Consider the following 17,867-nt stretch of genomic DNA (forward strand, 5'->3'; position numbering starts at 1 on the left):
CGGATGAACGCCACACCACGACCCTAGGCCGACCCCGTTAGTGCGTGAACCACGCACCAAGACGACGCGTAGTCGCAGGTCAGCGCCGAGCAGTCGGAACGATCACGCTGCAGTGAGCCAAGTCAGGGGCCGCTGGGCCCTGTCGCTCCCCCTGCCCCAGGTCGGCCGCTGCGCCTCGTGGTTCCTCCTGCCGCCGTGCGGGCGGTGCCGGGCCCCCGGGAGATGGTGCAGCACTCCCCGCGTCGCCCAGGCCCGCTCAGGGGCCGTGCCGCGCCCCGCGGTCTCCATGCGCGACCGCGTGACGCCGACCCGTCGGGCTGCCCGATCGCGGCCTCCACTCCGCCGACGCACCACCGTCGGCGACCGACGGCGGACCGCTGTGACTCGTGGTGCGTCGCCCGGAAGTTTCTTCCGGAGTTTTCTCCGTCCACACCCGGTGGGAGGAGTCCGTGCAGGTCAGCCGCGGTGGTCCGCGCGACGTGCGGTGGCTGTCCCCCGACTCGTCCACATGTCGACACGCCTCCGTCCACCGACTTGTCCACAAGTTGTGCAGATCGGTGTGCACACCGGTGGTGGACGCGGCCCGCTGAGCTTCCTAACGTCCTCTCCGCCACCGAGCAGACGACGCGAATGTCGGTCCCCTCCGGTAGGCAGGAGCCGAACAGGTGTTCGGCAAGGCGCCGTCCGCCGAGCTCGCGTACTTCCCCTGCGCGCGGTGGTGATGCGGGCGCGCCCGCAAGGAGATGGAGGTACCCCCGTGGCGGTGGCCGACGAGTTCAGCCGACCGTCCGTGACGGCGCCGGAGTACGACCGGCAGCCGCCTCAGGACGTCGCGGCGGAGCAGTCGGTGCTCGGCGGCATGCTGCTGAGCAAGGACGCGATCGCCGACGTCGTGGAGGTCTTGCACGGCAACGACTTCTACCGGCCGGCGCACCAGGTGATCTTCGACTGCATCCTGGACCTCTACGGGCGGGGTGAGCCGGCGGACGCGATCACCGTCGCCGCGGAGCTCAACCGGACCGACCAGCTGTCCAAGATGGGCGGCGCGGTCTACCTGCACACGCTCATCCAGTCCACGCCCACGGCGGCCAACGCGGGCTACTACGCCGCGATCGTCGCCGAGCAGGCGGTGCTGCGGCGCCTGGTGGAGGCCGGCACCCGGGTGGTGCAGCTGGGCTACGGAGCGGCCGGCGGCAAGGGCGACGTCGACGACATCGTCGACCGCGCCCAGCAGGAGATCTACGACGTCACCGAGAAGCGCATGAGCGAGGACTACTCGCGCCTCGAGGACGTGCTCCAGCCGACGATGGACGAGCTGGACGCGATCGCCTCCCGCGGTGGCACCGCCCGCGGCGTCCCCACCGGGATCCGCGACCTCGACGAGCTGACCAACGGCCTGCAGGCCGGTCAGATGGTCGTCATCGCCGCGCGGCCCGGTGTGGGCAAGGCTCTGGCGCTCGACACCCCGATCGCCACGCCGTCGGGGTGGACCACCATGGGCGAGGTCCGCGTCGGCGACCAGGTCATGGGGTCCGACGGGCGCCCGACGACGGTCGTCGCGGCGACCGGGGTCATGGACGGGCGCCCCTGCTACGAGGTCCACTTCTCCGACGGCTCGGCGATCGTGGCCGACGCCGAGCATCAGTGGCTCACCGACACCCGGGCCAGCCGGAAGTCGGCCCAGGCGGCGGCGACCGGCTACAACCGGTACCGCAATCAGCGCACGTTCGCGGAGGTGCGGACGACCGAGGAGATCGCGCGCACCGTCCGGTGCGCGACGAAGGACGCCCGTCTCAACCACTCGGTGCGCAACTGCCGGCCCCTGGACCTGTCGCCGGCCGATCTCCCCATCCCGCCGTACGCCCTCGGCGTGTGGCTGGGAGACGGCACCTCCGCGGCAGCGCAGTTCACCAGCGCCGACCCGGAGATCGCCGTCTACATCGAGGCCGAGGGGCTCGTGGCCCAGCCGACCGGGGCTGACCGTCGGGACTCGTTGCGGCTGCCGGCGCGGGTCTCCGCAGAGATGCGGAGCTGCCCGATGTGCGGCGAGCTCTTCCTGCCGCGCACGTCGCAGGTGCAGACCTGCGGCAAGACGTGCGGCGGTCGACTGCGCGGCAGCGGCGGCGTGGGCATCCAGGCCACGTGTCCCGACTGCGGTGGCCCCTCGAGCGGCCTGGCGCAGTGCCAGGGCTGCCGCGACGAGCACGGCACCGTGAAGGGCCTCCTGCGCACCCTGGGCGTGCTCGGCGACAAGCACATCCCGACGTCGTACCTCCGGGCGTCCGTCCCCCAGCGGCGGGCGCTGCTGGCCGGCCTGCTCGACACCGACGGCACCGTCACACCGAGCGGGGCCGTCCAGTTCGCCGTCACCAACCGGCGGTTGGCCGAGGACGCCCGTGAACTCATCGCGGGCCTCGGCCACCGGGTGAAGCTCAGCACCAAGCGGGTGCGCGGTCGGTCCGAGGCGTCGTCGACCTGCTACACGCTGACCTTCAGCACCGACGACGAAGTGTTCGCGCTCGAACGGAAGAAGCTCCTGCACAAGGAGCGGGGCGCACGCACGTTCACCGCCCGGGGTGTCCGTTTCATCACCGACGTCCGGCCGGTGGCCAGCGTGCCCGTGCGGTGCATCCAGGTCGACGCTGCGGACTCCCTCTTCCTCGCGGGCCGCAGCTTCATCCCGACGCACAACTCGACCCTGGGCTTGGACATCGCGCGCTCGGCCACCGTGAAGCACCAGATGCCCGCGGTGATCTTCTCGCTCGAGATGAGCAAGCACGAGATCACCATGCGTCTGCTCTCGGCCGAGGCGAAGGTGCCGCTGCACCACATGCGCGCCGGCACGCTCTCCGACGAGGACTGGGCGAAGCTCGCCCGCCGGATGGGCGAGGTGGCCGACGCCCCGCTGTACATCGACGACTCGCCGAACATGACGATGATGGAGATCCGGGCCAAGGCGCGGCGCCTCAAGCAGCGCAACGACCTCAAGCTAGTCGTCATCGACTACCTCCAGCTGATGACCTCGGGCAAGCGCGTCGAGAGCCGCCAGCAGGAGGTCTCAGAGTTCTCTCGTGCGCTGAAGCTGCTGGCCAAGGAGCTCGAGGTCCCGGTCATCGCGATGTCACAGCTGAACCGAGGCTCGGAGCAGCGGCAGGACAAGAAGCCGATGCTGTCGGACCTCCGTGAGTCGGGCTGCCTGACGGCCGACACGCGCATCCTGCGCGCCGACACCGGCGCGGAGACCACGATGGGCGAGTTGTTCGAGAGCGGTGCGACCGATGTACCGGTGTGGTCGCTCGACGACAATCTGCGCTACGTCCGCCGGCACCTGACCCACGTCTTCTCGACCGGCCGGAAGCAGGTCTTCCAGCTGACGACGTCCTCGGGCAAGACCGTGCGGGCGACGGCCAACCACCCGTTCCTCACCTACGACGGCTTCCGGCCGCTGGGGGACCTCGCCCCCGGCGATCGGATCGCGGTGCCACGGCACGTCCCGGCACCCGACCGGATGACCGTCTGGGAGGACGAGAAGGTCACCCTGCTGGCTCACCTGATCGGGGACGGCAGCTTCGTCAAGCGTCAACCGCTGCGCTACGCCTCGATCGACGAGGCGAACCTGCGGGCGGTCACGACGGCGGCCCTGCACTTCGGTGTCGTGGCGGTGCGCGACGAGCATGCGGCCGCGTGCTGTACCAGTCTGCGACTACGTGCGCCTTTCCCGCTGACGCACGGCAAGCGGAACCCGATCGCTGCCTGGCTCGACGAACTGGGGCTGTTCGGGCTGCGCAGCCACGAGAAGTTCGTCCCCGAGCCGGTCTCCTCCCTGCCCAAGAAGCAGATCTCGCTGTTCTTGCGGCACCTGTGGGCCACCGACGGTTCCGTCACCGTGAACAAGAACGGCCGCGGCGGCCGTGTGTACTACGCGTCGACCAGTCGCCAGCTCGTCGACGACGTCTCTCGCCTACTGCTGCGGTTCGGCATCTCGAGCCGCATCCGGCGGGTCCGGAAGAGCGGCTACCGCGATGGCTGGACGCTCGACATCAGCGGCTGCGACGACCAGCGGCGCTTTCTCGGGGAGATCGGTGTCCACGGCGAGCGCGGCGAGGCTGCTGAGCGCCTCCTGGAGATCGTGCGCGGGCTGTCCGGTAACACGAACGTGGACACGATCCCCACGCAGGTGTGGGAGCGGGTCCGGGAAGTGCTGGCCGAACGAGGCATGAGTCACCGGGCGTTCGCGGCGGCCATGGGTAGCGCTTTCTGCGGCAGCACGATGTGGAAGCACGCCCCGAGTCGGGAGCGCCTAGGGCGGGTCGCCGAGATCCTCGGCGACGCGGAACTGGAGATGCAGGCGGTGAACGACCTCCTCTGGGACGAGGTCGTCTCGATCGAGCAGAGCGTCGTGGAGGAGGTCTACGACGCCACGGTGCTCGGCGGCCACAACTTCGTGGCCGAGGGCATCGTCGTCCACAATTCGATCGAGCAGGACGCCGACATGGTGATGATGATCCACCGCGAGGACATGTACGAGAAGGAGTCCCCGCGGGCCGGTGAGGCCGACATCATGCTGGTCAAGCACCGCAACGGCCCGACCGCCAACGTCACCGTCGCCTTCCAGGGCCACTACAGCCGCTTCGTCGACATGGCGAACTGAGAGTGGAGCAGCCACCGGGGTTCGCGGGGCCCGGGACCGGACGGTCCCGGGCCCCGCGGCGTACCGGCGCCGTTCCGTTCCGCGGTCCGGGCTGGGCGCCGAGCACCGTGGACGGACCCGTCCGTTCAGCGCTGCGCTACGACCTGCAGCGATGCAGGGGCCAACCATTGTGGCGCGAGTCACCCGTGGGCTAGGAAGAGGACCCCCGAGCCCTTGGAGAGCCCGTGACCCACCGCTCCCGGCGCCGGACGACCGCCGCGGTCGTCAGCGCCCTGGCCATGACGTTCGCCATCACGGCCACCGCCTCCCCTTCCCTGGCCGCGCCGCCGAAGGCCAACCCCGTGTCCCTGTTCCCCACCGACACCCTCACGGTGAAGGACAAGGCCCAGCTGACCGGGCGCCGGGTGAACCTGCCGCGGGCCAACTGCGGTGAACCGATCAGCTGCGGCCTGGTGGCCGAGCTGAACGAGCTGGACGGCTTCGATCTGGATCCGAGGATCGCCGTGCGCTTCAACTCGGCCGTGGACCCGGTCGACGCGGCGTCTCGCATCACGGTGCGGCAGGCACATGGAGGCTGGAGCACCGGGGTCGACCGCGTGGTCTGGGATCCTGCCACGAACACCCTCTTCGCCCATCCGGCCGAGCAGTTGGCTCCAGGGACCACCTACTCCCTGGAGGTCGCGGCCGGCCCGGCCAACAAGGGCCGTCAGACGACGTTCACGACGATGAGCGCGACCGACGGATTGCTCGACATGCGTCAGCAGATCGACAGCGGCGCGGCCTTCGCCAGCACCGGCATCGCTCCCGGCCTCCGGATCGAGGGCGTGTTCCCGGCCGCCGGCACGACTGTCCAGCTCGTCCAGGACACCTCGACCACCGGCGACGACACCACGGCGGACGTGCCGGTCCCGCAGGCCGCGACGGGCGGGACCCTCGTCTTCGGTTCGTTCGAGGCGCCGTCCTGGCTCGGTCCCGACGTCACGATCGAGCAGACGCCCACCGCCGACGACGGCCCCCGGCCGGTCGACGCGGACCGACTGCCGTTCGTCGCCGTCCTGCCCTCTGGGATGATGCCGGACGGCGGGTGGCCGACCGCGGTCTACGGTCACGGGTTCACCCGGTCGGCGTCCGACGTCTTCCTCGCCGCCACCGTCAACGCTCGCAGCGGGATCGCCACCATCGCCACGACCGTCGTCGGTCACGGCTTCGGCCCGGACAGCGCCTGGCAGGTCACGCCCCTCGGCCAGCCGGCCACCACCATCCCGGCCTACGGCCGCGGCGTGGACCAGGACGGCAACGGCGCCATTGCCAGCACCGAGGGCTCGTCGGCCACCGGCGCTGCCGCCGCCCAGTCCTCGCGAGACGCCCTCCGGCAGACTGCCGCCGATGTCATGACCCTGGTCCGCTCCCTCGGCGGCACCGATGTCGACGACAACGGCACGGTCGATCTCTCCGGCGACGAGGTGACCTACTTCGGGCAGAGCTTCGGCGGCATCTACGGGACGATGGTCACTGGCGCGGACCCGGCGATCGCCCGGTCGGTGCTCAACGTCCCCGGCGGGCCGATCACCGAGATCGCCCGGCTCTCGCCGGCCTTCCGCCCGCTCACCACCGCATCGCTGCAGGCGGCGGGTCTGCTCAACAGCGACGACCCGACCCGCAACTTCTTCCAGGAGCAGATGCCGCTGCGCGGTGAGGGTCCCGTGACGGTCACCGCGCCCGGGGCCGTGGAGATCCAGGAGTTCCTGGCGCGATCCACCTGGCTGTCACGCCCGGGCAGTCCGGAGACCTTCGCCCCGCTCATCGAGCCGGAGCGGGTGATCTTCCAGATCGCCTTCGGGGACCAGACCGTGCCCAACCCGACGTCCTACACGGTGATCGACGCCGGTGACCTGTGGTCGCGGACGAGCCTGTACCGCAACGACCTCACCCCGCAGAAGACCACCAACCCGCACGGGTTCCTGCTGAATCTGGCCCAGTTCACCGCCGCAGCGCTGCAGGGGCAAACTCAGGTGGCGGCCTTCCTCGGCCGGGGTCAGGTCATCGACCCCGACCTGACCAGCCCGGTGTGGGAGGTGCCGATCAGCGACCCGGCCCAGCTGCTCGACCTGAATTACGAGGCGCCGGCACTGCGGCCCTGATCGACCGCCGAAACGCAGAGGCCCAGAACCGTCATGGTTCTGGGCCTCTGCCGTTCAGCCCGTTCAGCGGTGCGGACCAGAGTCGTCCGGTGCGGCGCGGAGCGCGGGCCGGTGTTCCACGTGGATCGTTCAGGCGACGACGTCCGAGCTGGGGACCGCAGTGGAGCGGACCCCTTCCAGCACGGTGACGAGGGACCGCACGTCCGCGTCGCTGAATAGCGAATCCGGTCCCTGTGGAGCGAGCCCGGTGAACGGTGACTCCCACAGCAGCCCGGCGTCCATCGCCCCGTGCGCGGTCAGCTCGGCGACGACGAGATTGATGAAGTCGAGCTGGCTGGCGGTCAGGGTCCGCCCGGCGATGAAGGAGTCCATCGCCTGCAACGCCGCGCTGCGCTCCAGCCCCACGAGGCCGCGCAGGAACAGTCCCAGTCCCTGTGACTGCTCGCGGGCCCGGGCCAGATCGGCCTCCGTGGCCACGCCGGCGTCGGTCAGCATGCGCTCGAGCTCTGCGATGTCGGTCGGCGTCAGCGGGAGATTCCGGCGCAGCTTCTGCAGCGCCACGTGGTCCTCGTGGGCTCGGAGGTAGGAGCGGGCCTTGGCGAGGAATCGCTCGAAGTCGTCGCCCACGGGAAGGCCGACAAGGGGGATCTCCGTCGCGGTGCCGAGCTGGTCGGCGAAGTCGGTGTAGACGACGCTGCGTCGGGCCTTGTCGATCAACTGCACCAACCCACGCACCCGTCGCCGCACGAGTTCCAGCAGCGGAACGGTGACGTCGGTCCACCAGTCGTCGCCGGCGATGTCGTCGAGCAGCACCACCTGCTCCCGTACGGCGGGGATCTGGGTCTGCTCGAGCAGTGCGGCGGCGATCTGCTGCACCTGGCTGCGGAGCCGGTCGAACACCGCATCGCCGTCGAGCGCCGCAAGCTGCAGACGCAGGAGGATCAGGTCGAACCGCTTGGCCTGCTCGTCGTCGTCCTGGACGGCGCTGGGCAGCCCGGCCAGCTCCGCGGTGACCTCGTGGGCTGCGCCGGCGTCCAAGGTCTCCCAGGCGTCCGACTGCGAGTACCGCTCCACCATCCGGCGGTGCGGGCGGACGAGCACGTTCTCGACGCTCATGCCGCTGACCCGTTCGGTCAGCAGGAACGAGAGGTCGCGGCGGAGGCCGGCCTCGCTGGTGGTGCCGTCGTCAGCGGTTGACGCATCGCCGGTCGTACGACCGCGGAGCTGGGTGAGCAGCTCGACCCGGGCAGCGAAGAGGCGCTCCACCAGCGACGGGCTGACAGCCCCGGCCGCCGGGACGACGGCCTGGTTGAAGTACTCGATGTTCTGGCAGAAGTCGAACAGGAAGAAGTCGGCCTTGTGCTGGCCGGGGCCATAGAGATCCGGCCGCAGGCGCGTGCCGCGGCCGATCATCTGCCAGTACTTCGCCTTGGACCGCACCGGCTTGAAGAAGACCAGGTTGACGACGTCCGGGACATCGACCCCGGTATCCAGCATGTCGACGGAGATCGCGATGTGCGGAGCTCTGTCCGTGGTCGAGAAGGCATCGATCAGGCTCTGGGCGTACGTCGTCTGATACGTGATCACGCGTGCGAACTCGCCGTTGTACTGCGGGTACTGGGCGTCGAAGCGCTTCTCGATGAAGACCGCGTGCTCGTGGTTCTTGGCGAACACGATCGTCTTGCCGAGGCGGTCGCCGCCGGCCACCCGGTGCCCCTGGCTCATCAGCGTGGCGAGGGCCTTGTCGACGGTGTCGGCGTTGAACAGCCAGGAGTTGAGCGCAGCCGCCTCCACCGCGGTGGGCGCCGGACCGTCGTCGTCCCACTCGGCGAGGTCCCACGCCACCTTCTCCGCCTCGGGCAGCTCGTCGTACCGGATGCCCTGGCGGAGGAACCGCAGTGGCACCGACACCGCGCGCGGCGGCACCAGGAAACCTTCGGCGACGGCGTCGTCCAGGTTGTAGTGCGCGGTGGGGACGCCGTCCTCGAGCGAGAACAGCCGGTAGGTGTTCCGGTCGATCTCGTCCTTGGGCGTGGCGGTGAGCCCAACGAGGAGGCCGTCGAAGTACTCGAAGATGGCGCGGTACTTCTGGTAGATCGAGCGGTGGGCCTCGTCCACCACGATCAGGTCGAAGTGTCCGGGGCCGAACCGGCGGCGGCCGTCGGCGTCCACCTGGTTGATCAACCCCATGACGGTCGGGTAGGTGGAGACGTACACCCGCCCGTCGGTGGTCTTGTCGGTGACCAGGTTGACCGTCGTGGCCGAGGGCAGGTGCGCCTTGAAGGCGTTGACCGCCTGGTTGACCAGCGCGACGCGGTCGGCGAGGAAGAGCACCCGCTTGGCCCAGTTGGCCCGCATGAGCAGGTCGGCGAGCGCGATGACGGTGCGGGTCTTGCCGGCGCCGGTGGCCATGACGACGAGGGCCTGGCGCTGCCGGTCGACCTCGAACGTCTCGGCCACCCTCCGGATCGCCTCGACCTGGTAATGCCGCTCGACGATGCGGGAGTCGATGACCGTGTCGGCCAGCGTGCGTCGCGTGGTGCGCCGCGCGATGAGGAGCGCGAGCTCGTCGCGCGTGTAGAAGCCCTGCACGGGACGTGGCGGCGCGGAGACGTCGTCCCAGATCCAGTGCTCGTAGCCGTTGCTGCAGAAGATCACCGGCCGGGTGCCGTAGGCCGCCTCGAGGCGGTCGGCGTACAGCTTGGCCTGCTGCTGGCCGACGGTGGGGCCGGTGCGGGTGCGCTTGGCCTCCACCAGGCCCAGGGGGCGCCCGTCGTCTCCCCAGAGGACGTAGTCGACGTAGCCGGTGCCCTGGGCGCTCGGCATGCCGGTCACGGGGAACTCGCGGTCCCGCTCCTCGGTGAGCGGCCAACCGGCCTCCCGCAGCAGGAGGTCGATGAACAGGTCTCGGGTCGTGGCCTCGTCGTAGTCGTGTGCGACCGGCCGTGCCTCGTTGGCGGCCACCGCGGCCGCGACTTGCGCCTGCAGCGCCGCGATCTGCACCTCCAGCCCGGCGTTGCGCTCCCGTTCGCGGGCGAGTTCGGCGTCCTGCGCGGCGTAGCGCTCGGCCTGCGCCCTCAGCTCCTCCTGGCGCTTGATCCGCACGCTCGCCGGGACGGGACGCGGGATGGCATCGGCGTCGAAGGCCAGCCGGCCCGGCCGGTCGGCGGACTGCCGGCTGTACCGGTCGGCCAGCCAGAAGAGCACGTGGAAGAGCTCACGCACGACCGGCAGGGACTCCGCCGGCGTGACCGGCTTGGTGCGGTGGACAGCGGCGTTGCCCTGCCTGCGGACGACGTCCATCTTCGTGTGCAGGCCTGGGCCGACGAGGGTGCGCAGCGTGGGCTCGAACAGCAGCGCGGACAGGTCGTCCTTGTACGGACGGCGGAGGCGGGCGTCGGCGTCGTAGAGCCAGTGGACGGCGAGCTCGAGGGCTCGGCGGGCGTAGAAGCAGGCCGCGCGGGGATCGCCGAAGGTGTTGTGCTCGGCGCGGGCGGCCTCCTCGGCCAGCTGCGGCCATTCGGCACGCAGGAAGGCGAAGTTTCCCGTCACCCGTTCCTCCGCGCTCCAGCGTCAGCTAACCGAGACGACACAGTAACGCTCGGTTGTCCTCCCGGCGTCCCTCTGCGGGGGCATGCGCTGCCCACAATCGGTATGCTGGCATACGTGAAGCGCACGACGGTCAAGATCCCGGAGGCACTCGATGCACGCTTGCGGCACGAGGCCGCCCGGCGGGGGGTGACCATCTCGGAGGTCAGCCGTGCGGCGTTGGAGGCTTACCTGGATGCGCCGGCCGGCCGACGCCGTCTCGGCGCCGCCGGAGCCGGCCGAAGCGGTCGGGAGGACATCTCCGAGCGGATCGAGGAGATCCTGGCCGCGGAGGTCGGACGATAACGCCGCTGCTGGTCGACGCGGGACCGCTGTACGCCTACGTCGACGCCGACGATCGGCACCACGCCGCCTCGCTCGATCTGCTGCAGACCCACCCGGGGCCGCTCATCGTGCCGACCCTTGTCGTCACGGAGGTCGCCTACCTGCTGGCGACACGGCTGGGCGTCGAGCCCGAGGTGCGGTTCCTCGGTGACCTCGCCAGCGGCGCCTTCGTCGTGGAGCCGGTCGCGGCGGCGGACTGGTTGCGCATCGCCACCCTGGTCGCGCGGTACCGCGACCTGCCGCTGGGCACGGTCGACGCGTCGGTGGTGGCCGCCGCTGAGCGCCTCGGCATCCAGGAGATCGCCACGGTGGATCGCCGCCACTTCAGCGTCGTACGCCCAGACCATGTCCCGGCGTTCTCCCTGCTGCCCTGACTGCCGGCAGGCACACCCGTCCAGCAGCCGGGCCCACGGATCACCGCATGCACTCGTCGCCACTTCTCGTGCGGTGGCGCCCGTAGGACTCGTCAGCCAGGGCGCGACGGATAGCTGCTTCGTCGAAAGTGCTGTCGTCGTCGGGGACGGTTACCAGCTCGACACTCGCGGCGATGTTCTGCTGCTCGTCGTCCGGTCGGGTCATGCGCTGAGCTTGCCGGTGCGTGCTGACATCTCGCTTCGGGCGCTACTCGAAGAAGTCCTCGTCGAGCTCGACCAGGCGGTAGGTGTGCCGGGTCTGCACGCCGACGCCGTACTGAATCATCAGCCGGGCCAGTCGCTCACCATCGATGAGGATGACGCGGGCGTTGATCGTGGCCGCGTAGTCGACCGCGTGCTGGGTGAACCGGCTGGTGGTGATGAAGATGCCGCGACTGGCGTGCCGGCCGTGCAGGGCACCTACGAAGGCCTGGATCGTCTCCCGGCCGACGACGTTGTCCGCGGCGTACCGCTTGGCCTGCACGTAGACCCGGTCGAGGCCGAGTGCGTCCTGGTCGATGACCCCGTCGACCCCGCCATCGCCGGAGCCGCCCAGCCGGCGGACCTGCTTCTCCGCCCCGCCGTAGCCCATGGCGACGAGCAGGTCGAGCACTGCCTGCTCGAGGAAAGCCGGCTCCTGGGCGCGGAGCCGGTCCAGCAGCTGGACGGCGACATCGGCGTTGTAGCGGGTGACGCCCTGGTCAATCTGCTCCAGGGGGTCGAGATCGGAGTCGGTGTCCTCCACTGCTTCCTGGGTCGGTGTGGTGGCTCGCCAGCGACGCCGGCCGTCCGGGAAGAGGATGCGCTCGGACAGAGCTCCGGGATGCTGCGCCAGCAGGGTGCGGCCGCGGTCGGTGATGACGTACCGCCCGCGGCGGGGGCGGTCGATCGCCTCAGAGAGCGCCAGCGCGGAAAGGGCCCAGCCGATGCGGTTGTTCGCCTTCGTCTGGCAAGAGTCGAGCACCTCGGCGAGCTGCTCGTCGGTGAGCCCGGCCCGTGCCGCGGTGAGGTGGAACATCTCCCGCCGCCCGCGCTCCACCCCGTCGGACAGGACCTGCAGAACGGGGACGAGGAACCCTTCCCACACGGGCATCTCCACAGGCACGGTCACATTTCCCCTCGAAAGGCGCGGTGGTGCAGTCCGGCCACCAGCACATCCAAGCCGGCTGCGTGACGCGCGAGCCGCGTGCGACTGTGTTCGAGCTGTGAGACCTTCTCATCGAAAACCTGACGAAGAGCCAGCGGCGGTAGTCCGACCGATATGTTCAGGACCTTAGCTTGTGAGATGTTCTGCATGGATCCACTCGAACCCGAGGCTCTGCGCCCAATCTCGCGCCGGAACGCCGGTTGCTGGAACAGTTGCCGAACGAAATACGGGGTGGCTTCGTCCGGCTCGCGCCACACGAGTCGCCAAAGCTTGTCGGGCAACAGAAGATTGTCGTGATTTGTCTGCACCAAGGCCGTGGCACCGATGAGGTCGGTGGTGTTCGCGCGACTGAAGAGTAGGTCTCCGGCTCTGATGAAATGATGAGAAGCTGGCTGGTGGTCGGCGGGTGCCGGTTTGCTTTCCTCGGGTCGAAAGCGAAGTGACGTCACGGCACTGATCTTGAGCACGCGATACCGCGACGAACTGTCCCCTGAGTCCTTGGCGACGACGTTCTTGCCGCTCTCGAAACCTGCGATGAGTTCGCTGAGGGGCGCTGTGGTCCACGAGCGATCGTTGGACAGGAGGTCGCCAAACGAGGACCGGAAGAGCGACCATCTCAGTGTGTCCAGGGACGAGACGGAACGGTGGCGCTTGGCGCGAAGTCCTGCGGCTCGGTCAAGGACGTCAGCGATCCGCCGTTGCCTGTCCATCGTGGGAAGTCGGACCGAGAGCCCTTGCAGAAAGTTGGCGGGAACGCGCTTCTGCCCGGCACTCCCGGTCATGCGCCGCTCCCCGGCGAGTCGGACCTCAGGGCTTCGCAGTAGGTGAAGCGCGTACCTGGCGTTCAAGAGGGATGGGTCCGGTCGCACGATGTGGAACTCGGTGGATCCCATACCGAGGGGATAGTCGAGTCGGGCCTGCGCGATCTTCCCGTTCTCGAAACAGGGCGTGATCTTGGCGACGAGGAGGTCGCCGTCCTCGAAGGGCGTGTAACCCTGCGACACTTCCTCGTACCTGCGCGGGTGTCCCGTAGTGGTCGTTCCGCGGTCCTGATCGATGTCGGCCATCCCGAGGAAGGACACGACATCGTCGCTGCCCGGTCGGGTGGCCGGGCGAGGGTTGATCTGCGCGATGTCCCCGAGGTGGACGTCGTTCACTGCAGCATGGCCCTGAGCTCGGCGAGGCCCTGGGTGATCTCTCCCTCGAGCTGCTCCAGTTCGGCGATGATCTCGAGCGGCGGGCGGTGCTCGGCCTCCTCGTGCACGACTTCCTTGTAGCGGTTGAGCGAGAGGTCGTAACCGCCCGCAACGATGTCGGCCTTGGCCACGCAGAAGCTCTGCTCGGTCCGCTCGCGCTTCCGCTCGTCGCCGTCCCGGTCTAACCAGCGGGCCAGTGCGTCGGGCAGGTTGTTCTTCGCGTGCTCGTCCTTGGACAGCGGCGCAGCGGGGCGCGGCCCGAGCTTGTCCTCGGAAAGCAGCGGCGCCCGCTTGTCGTCCAGCGACCAGCCGTCCGCCGTCACCTCGTAGAACCAGACGTCGTCGGTGCCGCCGACTCCGGTCTTGGTGAACAGCAGGATCGCGGTGGAGACACCCGCGTACGGCTTGAACACCCCGCTGGGCAGCTTCACGATGCCGTCGAGCTTGTGCTCCTCGACCAGCGTCTGGCGCAGCTCCTTGTGCGCCTTCGTCGACCCGAACAGCACGCCGTCCGGCACGATGACCGCGGCCCGCCCGCCGACCTTCAGCAGCCGCAGGAAGAGGGCCAGGAACAGCAGCTCGGTCTTCTTCGTCTTCACGACCTGCTGAAGATCACGGGCCACCGACTCGTGGTCCAGCGACCCGGCGAACGGCGGGTTGGCGAGGATCAGCGAGTAGAGCTCCGCCTCATCGCTCGCGCCGTCCGACAGCGAGTCGCGGTAGCGGATGTCGGGCTGCTCGACGCCGTGCAGCAGCATGTTCATGCTGCCGATCCGGAGCATGGTCGAGTCGAAGTCGTACCCATGGAACATGCTCTCGTTGAAGTGCCGGTTCTGCTCCCGGTCGACGAGCGCCTCGGGGTGCCGGTCGCGCACGTACTCCCCCGCGGAGACGAGGAATCCGGCGGTGCCGCAGGCCGGGTCGCAGAGCTCGTCCTTCGGTGTAGGCGCGGTCATCTCGACCATCAGCTGGATGATGTGCCGCGGCGTGCGGAACTGACCGTTGTGCCCGGCCGTCGCGATCTTCGACAGCATGTACTCGTACAGGTCGCCGTTGGTGTCCCGGTTGTCCATGGGCACCTTGTCGAGCATGTCGACCACCCGCGACAGCAGCGCCGGCGTCGGGATGGTGAACCGGGCGTCCTTCATGTGGTGCGAGTAGGTCGAGTCCTCGGCGCCGAGCGTCCGTAGGAACGGGAAGACGCCGTTGCTGACGGTCTCGTACATCTCACCCGGCTCGGCGTCCTTGAAGTTCGACCAGCGCAGTACGTCGCCGCCGTCCTCGGGGAAGATCCGCCGCTCGAGCGGCGTGCCGGTGAAGCGCGCCTTGCTCTCGGCGCGGGTCTGGATGTCGTCGAGCCTTCGGACGAACAGCAGGTAGGTGATCTGCTCGATCACCTCGAGCGGGTTCGCGATGCCGCCCGACCAGAAGGCGTCCCAGACGCGGTCGATCTGGCCTTTGAGCGAACCGGTCAGCACCGTCCGAGGTTAACCGGGGCGGGCTTTTCGATCCGGACCGGCTCGACCCGGTGTTGCTCCTGTGGCGCCTGCCCATGACTGCCGCGAGGAGCCGTGGAACGAGGCTCGCATGATCTTGAAGCTACGTCGCTCGCGTGATGCTCTGCCCCTTCGGCACGAAGGCGAGGAGCAATCCATGGCAAGGCAACCCGGTGAGGGTGCGTCACCACCTGGCAGCCACTCCGTTCCGACAGGTGACCGCCTGGAACCGCTGCGGCGCCTCGGCCTGCGGTTGGGTCGGCCTCCCGCTCCCGCGGAAGTGCCGAGGCCGGCGACGACCTACCGGCCGCAGGTCCACAAGCCCGTGACGCCGCCCCCGGATCTCTGCGCGGCATGCGGCATCCGGGTGGACCCGTCCGGCTGGTGTCGCTGCTGACCACCCATTGAATGCCAGAGGCCCGGAACCGTGACGGTTCCGGGCCTCTGTCGTGCAAAGGTGCGCTTACGCGGCGGCCTTCTGCTGCAGCGCGCGGCGGACCTTGGGCCCGCCGGTGGTCATCTTGTACAGCTTGGCCAGCTGCGCCGGGGCGTTCTTCGGCGTCGTCTCGGCCAGCCAGCCGTTGGGCAGCGAGAGCCGGATGACCTTGTGCCACGCGCTGCCGACCTGCTTGTACAGCGGCGCAGAGTGGTAGGTCAGGCCGTACCGGTCGAAGATGTCCTTCACCTTCGGGGCGATCTCGGCGTACCGGTTGCTCGGGATGTCGGGGAACAGGTGGTGCTCCACCTGGTGCGACAGGTTCCCGGTCATCAGGTGCATCGCCTTGCTACCGGAGATGTTGGCCGAGCCCAGCATCTGGCGGACGTACCACTCACCGCGGGTCTCGCCGTCGATGGACGTCTTCTCGAACGTCTCGACGCCCTCGGGGAAGTGGCCGCACATGATCACCGAGTGCGACCAGAGGTTGCGCACCACGTTGGCGGTGAAGTTCGCGGCCAGGGTCGGCAGGAACGACGGGCCGGACAGCAGCGGGTGGACGACGTAGTCCTTGGCCGCCTGGTTGCGGATCTTCTTCAGCACCTGCTTGGTGGCGGCCTTGAACTTCGGGTCATTGCGGCGCTTCCTGGTGGCCAGGTTCTTGCCGAGCTCCAGGTCGTAGGCGGCGATCCCGTACTCGAAGAAGCAGGCGTTGATGAAGTTCCACAGCGGCTGCGCCAGGTACAGCGGGTGCCACTTCTGGTCCTCGTCGACGCGCATGATGCCGTAGCCGAGGTCGTTGTCCTTGCCGATCACGTTCGTGTACGTGTGGTGCAGCTCGTTGTGCGAGTGCTTCCACTGCTCGGCCGGGCTGGCCATGTCCCACTCCCACGTCGTGGAGTGGATCTTCGGGTCGCGCATCCAGTCCCACTGGCCGTGCAGGATGTTGTGCCCGATCTCCATGTTCTCGAGGATCTTGGCGACCGACAGACCGGCGGTGCCCAGCACCCACGCGGGCGGGAACTTGGAGAACAGCAGGACGGCGCGGCTGCCGAGCTCGAGCTTGCGCTGCACGTCGATGACGGTGCGGATGTACTTCGCGTCGTCCTCGCCGAGGCTGTCGCGCACCTCCTGGCGGATGGTGTCGAGCTCCTTGCCGATGAGCTCGATGTCCTCGGGGGACAGGTGCTCGATCGGGTTGTCGGGCTTCTTCTGCAGGACGGTCATCTCGGCGCTCCTCTGTCTGGGGGCTGGATCAGTGGTCGATGGCGCAGGCGCCGGCGGCGGCGCTGACGCAGGTCTGGATGAGGACGCCGTCGCCGACGTCCTCGGCGGTGGTGATCTCGCCGTTGCGCAGGTCGCGGACGGCGCCCTCGCGCAAGGGCAGCACGCAGCCGTAGCAGATGCCCATCCGGCAGCCGCTGGGCATGAGGACCCCGGCCTCCTCGGCGGCGTCGAGGATCGGCGTGGCGCCATCGGCCTCGACGGTCGTGCCGTTCTTCGTGAAGGCGACCGTGCCGCCCTCGCCGGTGACCAGGACCCGCGGCCGGAAGCGCTCGGTGTGCAGCCGGTCGGCGATCCCCACCGACGCCCAGTGCTCCTCGAGCGCCTCGAGCATGCCGACCGGGCCGCACGCCCAGGTGGCGCGCTCGTGCAGGTCGGGCACCAGCTCGGCGATGGAGCGGGCGTCGAGCATCCCGGCGCTGTCGGTGTGCTGCTCGATCAACCGGATCCGGCCCTCGGCCGCCATGCGCCGGAGCTCCTCGCCGAAGACGACGTCGTCGGCAGTGGGCGCGGAGTGCACCAGGACGGTGTCGGCCAGCTGGCCGACGGAGTTGCGCAGGATGCCCATGACCGGCGTGATGCCGGAGCCGGCGGTGACGAACAGCGCCTTCGCTGGCACCTGCTCGGGCAGGCAGAACTCACCGGTGGCCTGGTCGAGCTGGATGATCGTGCCGGGCTTCACCCGGTGCACCAGGTGGTTGCTGACCTTGCCGTCGGGGATGGCCTTCACGGTGATCGTGAAGCAGCCATCGGGGCGGTCGAGCACCGAGGTGATCGAGTAGGCCCGCCACTGGCGCACCCCGTCGATGTCGATGCCGATGCGCACGTACTGGCCGGGGACGTGCGGCAGCCAGTCGCGGCCGGGACGGATCACGATCGAGGCGGCGTCCCGGGTCTCCCGGTGGACGGCCTCGATCCGGCCGCGCAGCGCCGCCCCGGAGCGGAGCGGGTCGAAGAGGTCGAGGTAGTCGACCGGGAGCAGCGGGGTGGTCACCAGCTCGGCGAACCTGAGCACGCGGTCGCGCAGCGCCTTCCGTGCCGGCGGGCGGGCCGCGGCGGGGCGCGGAGCTGTTGCGGTCATGCTCTAGAGCTTTCCCAGGCCAGCGACCAAATACCTGTGCCCGGGACGTGAATCGGGCGGTAGGTTCTGTTCCCGGAGAACAAGGAGGC

At 69.3% G+C, this 17,867-nt stretch carries 11 protein-coding genes; 4 read left to right on the forward strand and 7 right to left on the reverse strand.

Translation table 11 applies throughout. The features are described from left to right. Positions 1-757: 757 nt before the first annotated feature. Positions 758-4,651 carry a replicative DNA helicase gene (locus QOZ88_RS19845; protein WP_306001430.1) on the forward strand — a complete coding sequence of 1,298 codons (3,894 nt, stop codon included), beginning with the start codon at positions 758-760 and terminating at the stop codon, positions 4,649-4,651. Between the two features lie 224 nt (positions 4,652-4,875). Further along, positions 4,876-6,792 (forward strand): hypothetical protein, encoded by a 1,917-nt coding sequence (locus tag QOZ88_RS19850; protein ID WP_306001431.1) that lies wholly within the window; start codon positions 4,876-4,878, stop codon positions 6,790-6,792. Positions 6,793-6,921: 129 nt separating this feature from the next. Here the strand turns inward: QOZ88_RS19850 and QOZ88_RS19855 are convergent, their stop codons facing one another. Further along, positions 6,922-10,344, reverse strand: coding sequence for a DEAD/DEAH box helicase family protein (locus QOZ88_RS19855; protein WP_306001432.1), 3,423 nt, complete (start codon positions 10,342-10,344; stop codon positions 6,922-6,924). A 114-nt stretch (positions 10,345-10,458) separates the two neighbouring features. Between QOZ88_RS19855 and QOZ88_RS19860 the strand changes: the two genes are divergently transcribed. Further along, a complete protein-coding gene (locus QOZ88_RS19860; protein ID WP_306001433.1) occupies positions 10,459-10,686 on the forward strand; it encodes a ribbon-helix-helix domain-containing protein in 228 nt (75 codons plus the stop codon). An 8-nt stretch (positions 10,687-10,694) separates the two neighbouring features. After that, a complete protein-coding gene (locus tag QOZ88_RS19865; RefSeq protein WP_306001481.1) occupies positions 10,695-11,099 on the forward strand; it encodes a type II toxin-antitoxin system VapC family toxin in 405 nt (134 codons plus the stop codon). 40 nt (positions 11,100-11,139) lie between these two features. Here the strand turns inward: QOZ88_RS19865 and QOZ88_RS19870 are convergent, their stop codons facing one another. From QOZ88_RS19870 to QOZ88_RS19895, 6 genes are all read right to left on the reverse strand, one after another. Further along, entirely contained in the window at positions 11,140-11,304 is a 165-nt protein-coding gene (locus QOZ88_RS19870) for a hypothetical protein (RefSeq protein ID WP_306001434.1), read from the reverse strand. A 42-nt stretch (positions 11,305-11,346) separates the two neighbouring features. After that, positions 11,347-12,225 (reverse strand): restriction endonuclease, encoded by an 879-nt coding sequence (locus QOZ88_RS19875; RefSeq protein WP_306001435.1) that lies wholly within the window; start codon positions 12,223-12,225, stop codon positions 11,347-11,349. Between the two features lie 20 nt (positions 12,226-12,245). Further along, the gene (locus QOZ88_RS19880) at positions 12,246-13,442 is read right to left on the reverse strand and encodes a restriction endonuclease subunit S (protein ID WP_306001436.1); all 1,197 of its coding nucleotides are present in this window, start codon (positions 13,440-13,442) and stop codon (positions 12,246-12,248) included. Then, entirely contained in the window at positions 13,439-14,959 is a 1,521-nt protein-coding gene (locus QOZ88_RS19885; RefSeq protein ID WP_306001437.1) for a type I restriction-modification system subunit M, read from the reverse strand. The genes QOZ88_RS19880 and QOZ88_RS19885 overlap by 4 nt, the downstream gene beginning before the upstream one ends. 481 nt (positions 14,960-15,440) lie before the next feature. Beyond that, positions 15,441-16,640 carry a fatty acid desaturase family protein gene (locus QOZ88_RS19890; RefSeq protein ID WP_306001438.1) on the reverse strand — a complete coding sequence of 400 codons (1,200 nt, stop codon included), beginning with the start codon at positions 16,638-16,640 and terminating at the stop codon, positions 15,441-15,443. A 28-nt stretch (positions 16,641-16,668) separates the two neighbouring features. After that, the gene (locus tag QOZ88_RS19895) at positions 16,669-17,778 is read right to left on the reverse strand and encodes a ferredoxin reductase (RefSeq protein ID WP_306001439.1); all 1,110 of its coding nucleotides are present in this window, start codon (positions 17,776-17,778) and stop codon (positions 16,669-16,671) included. Between the last annotated feature and the right edge of the window lie 89 nt (positions 17,779-17,867).

The sequence above is a fragment of the Blastococcus carthaginiensis genome, from assembly GCF_030731085.1.
Lineage (GTDB): Bacteria > Actinomycetota > Actinomycetes > Mycobacteriales > Geodermatophilaceae > Blastococcus > Blastococcus carthaginiensis.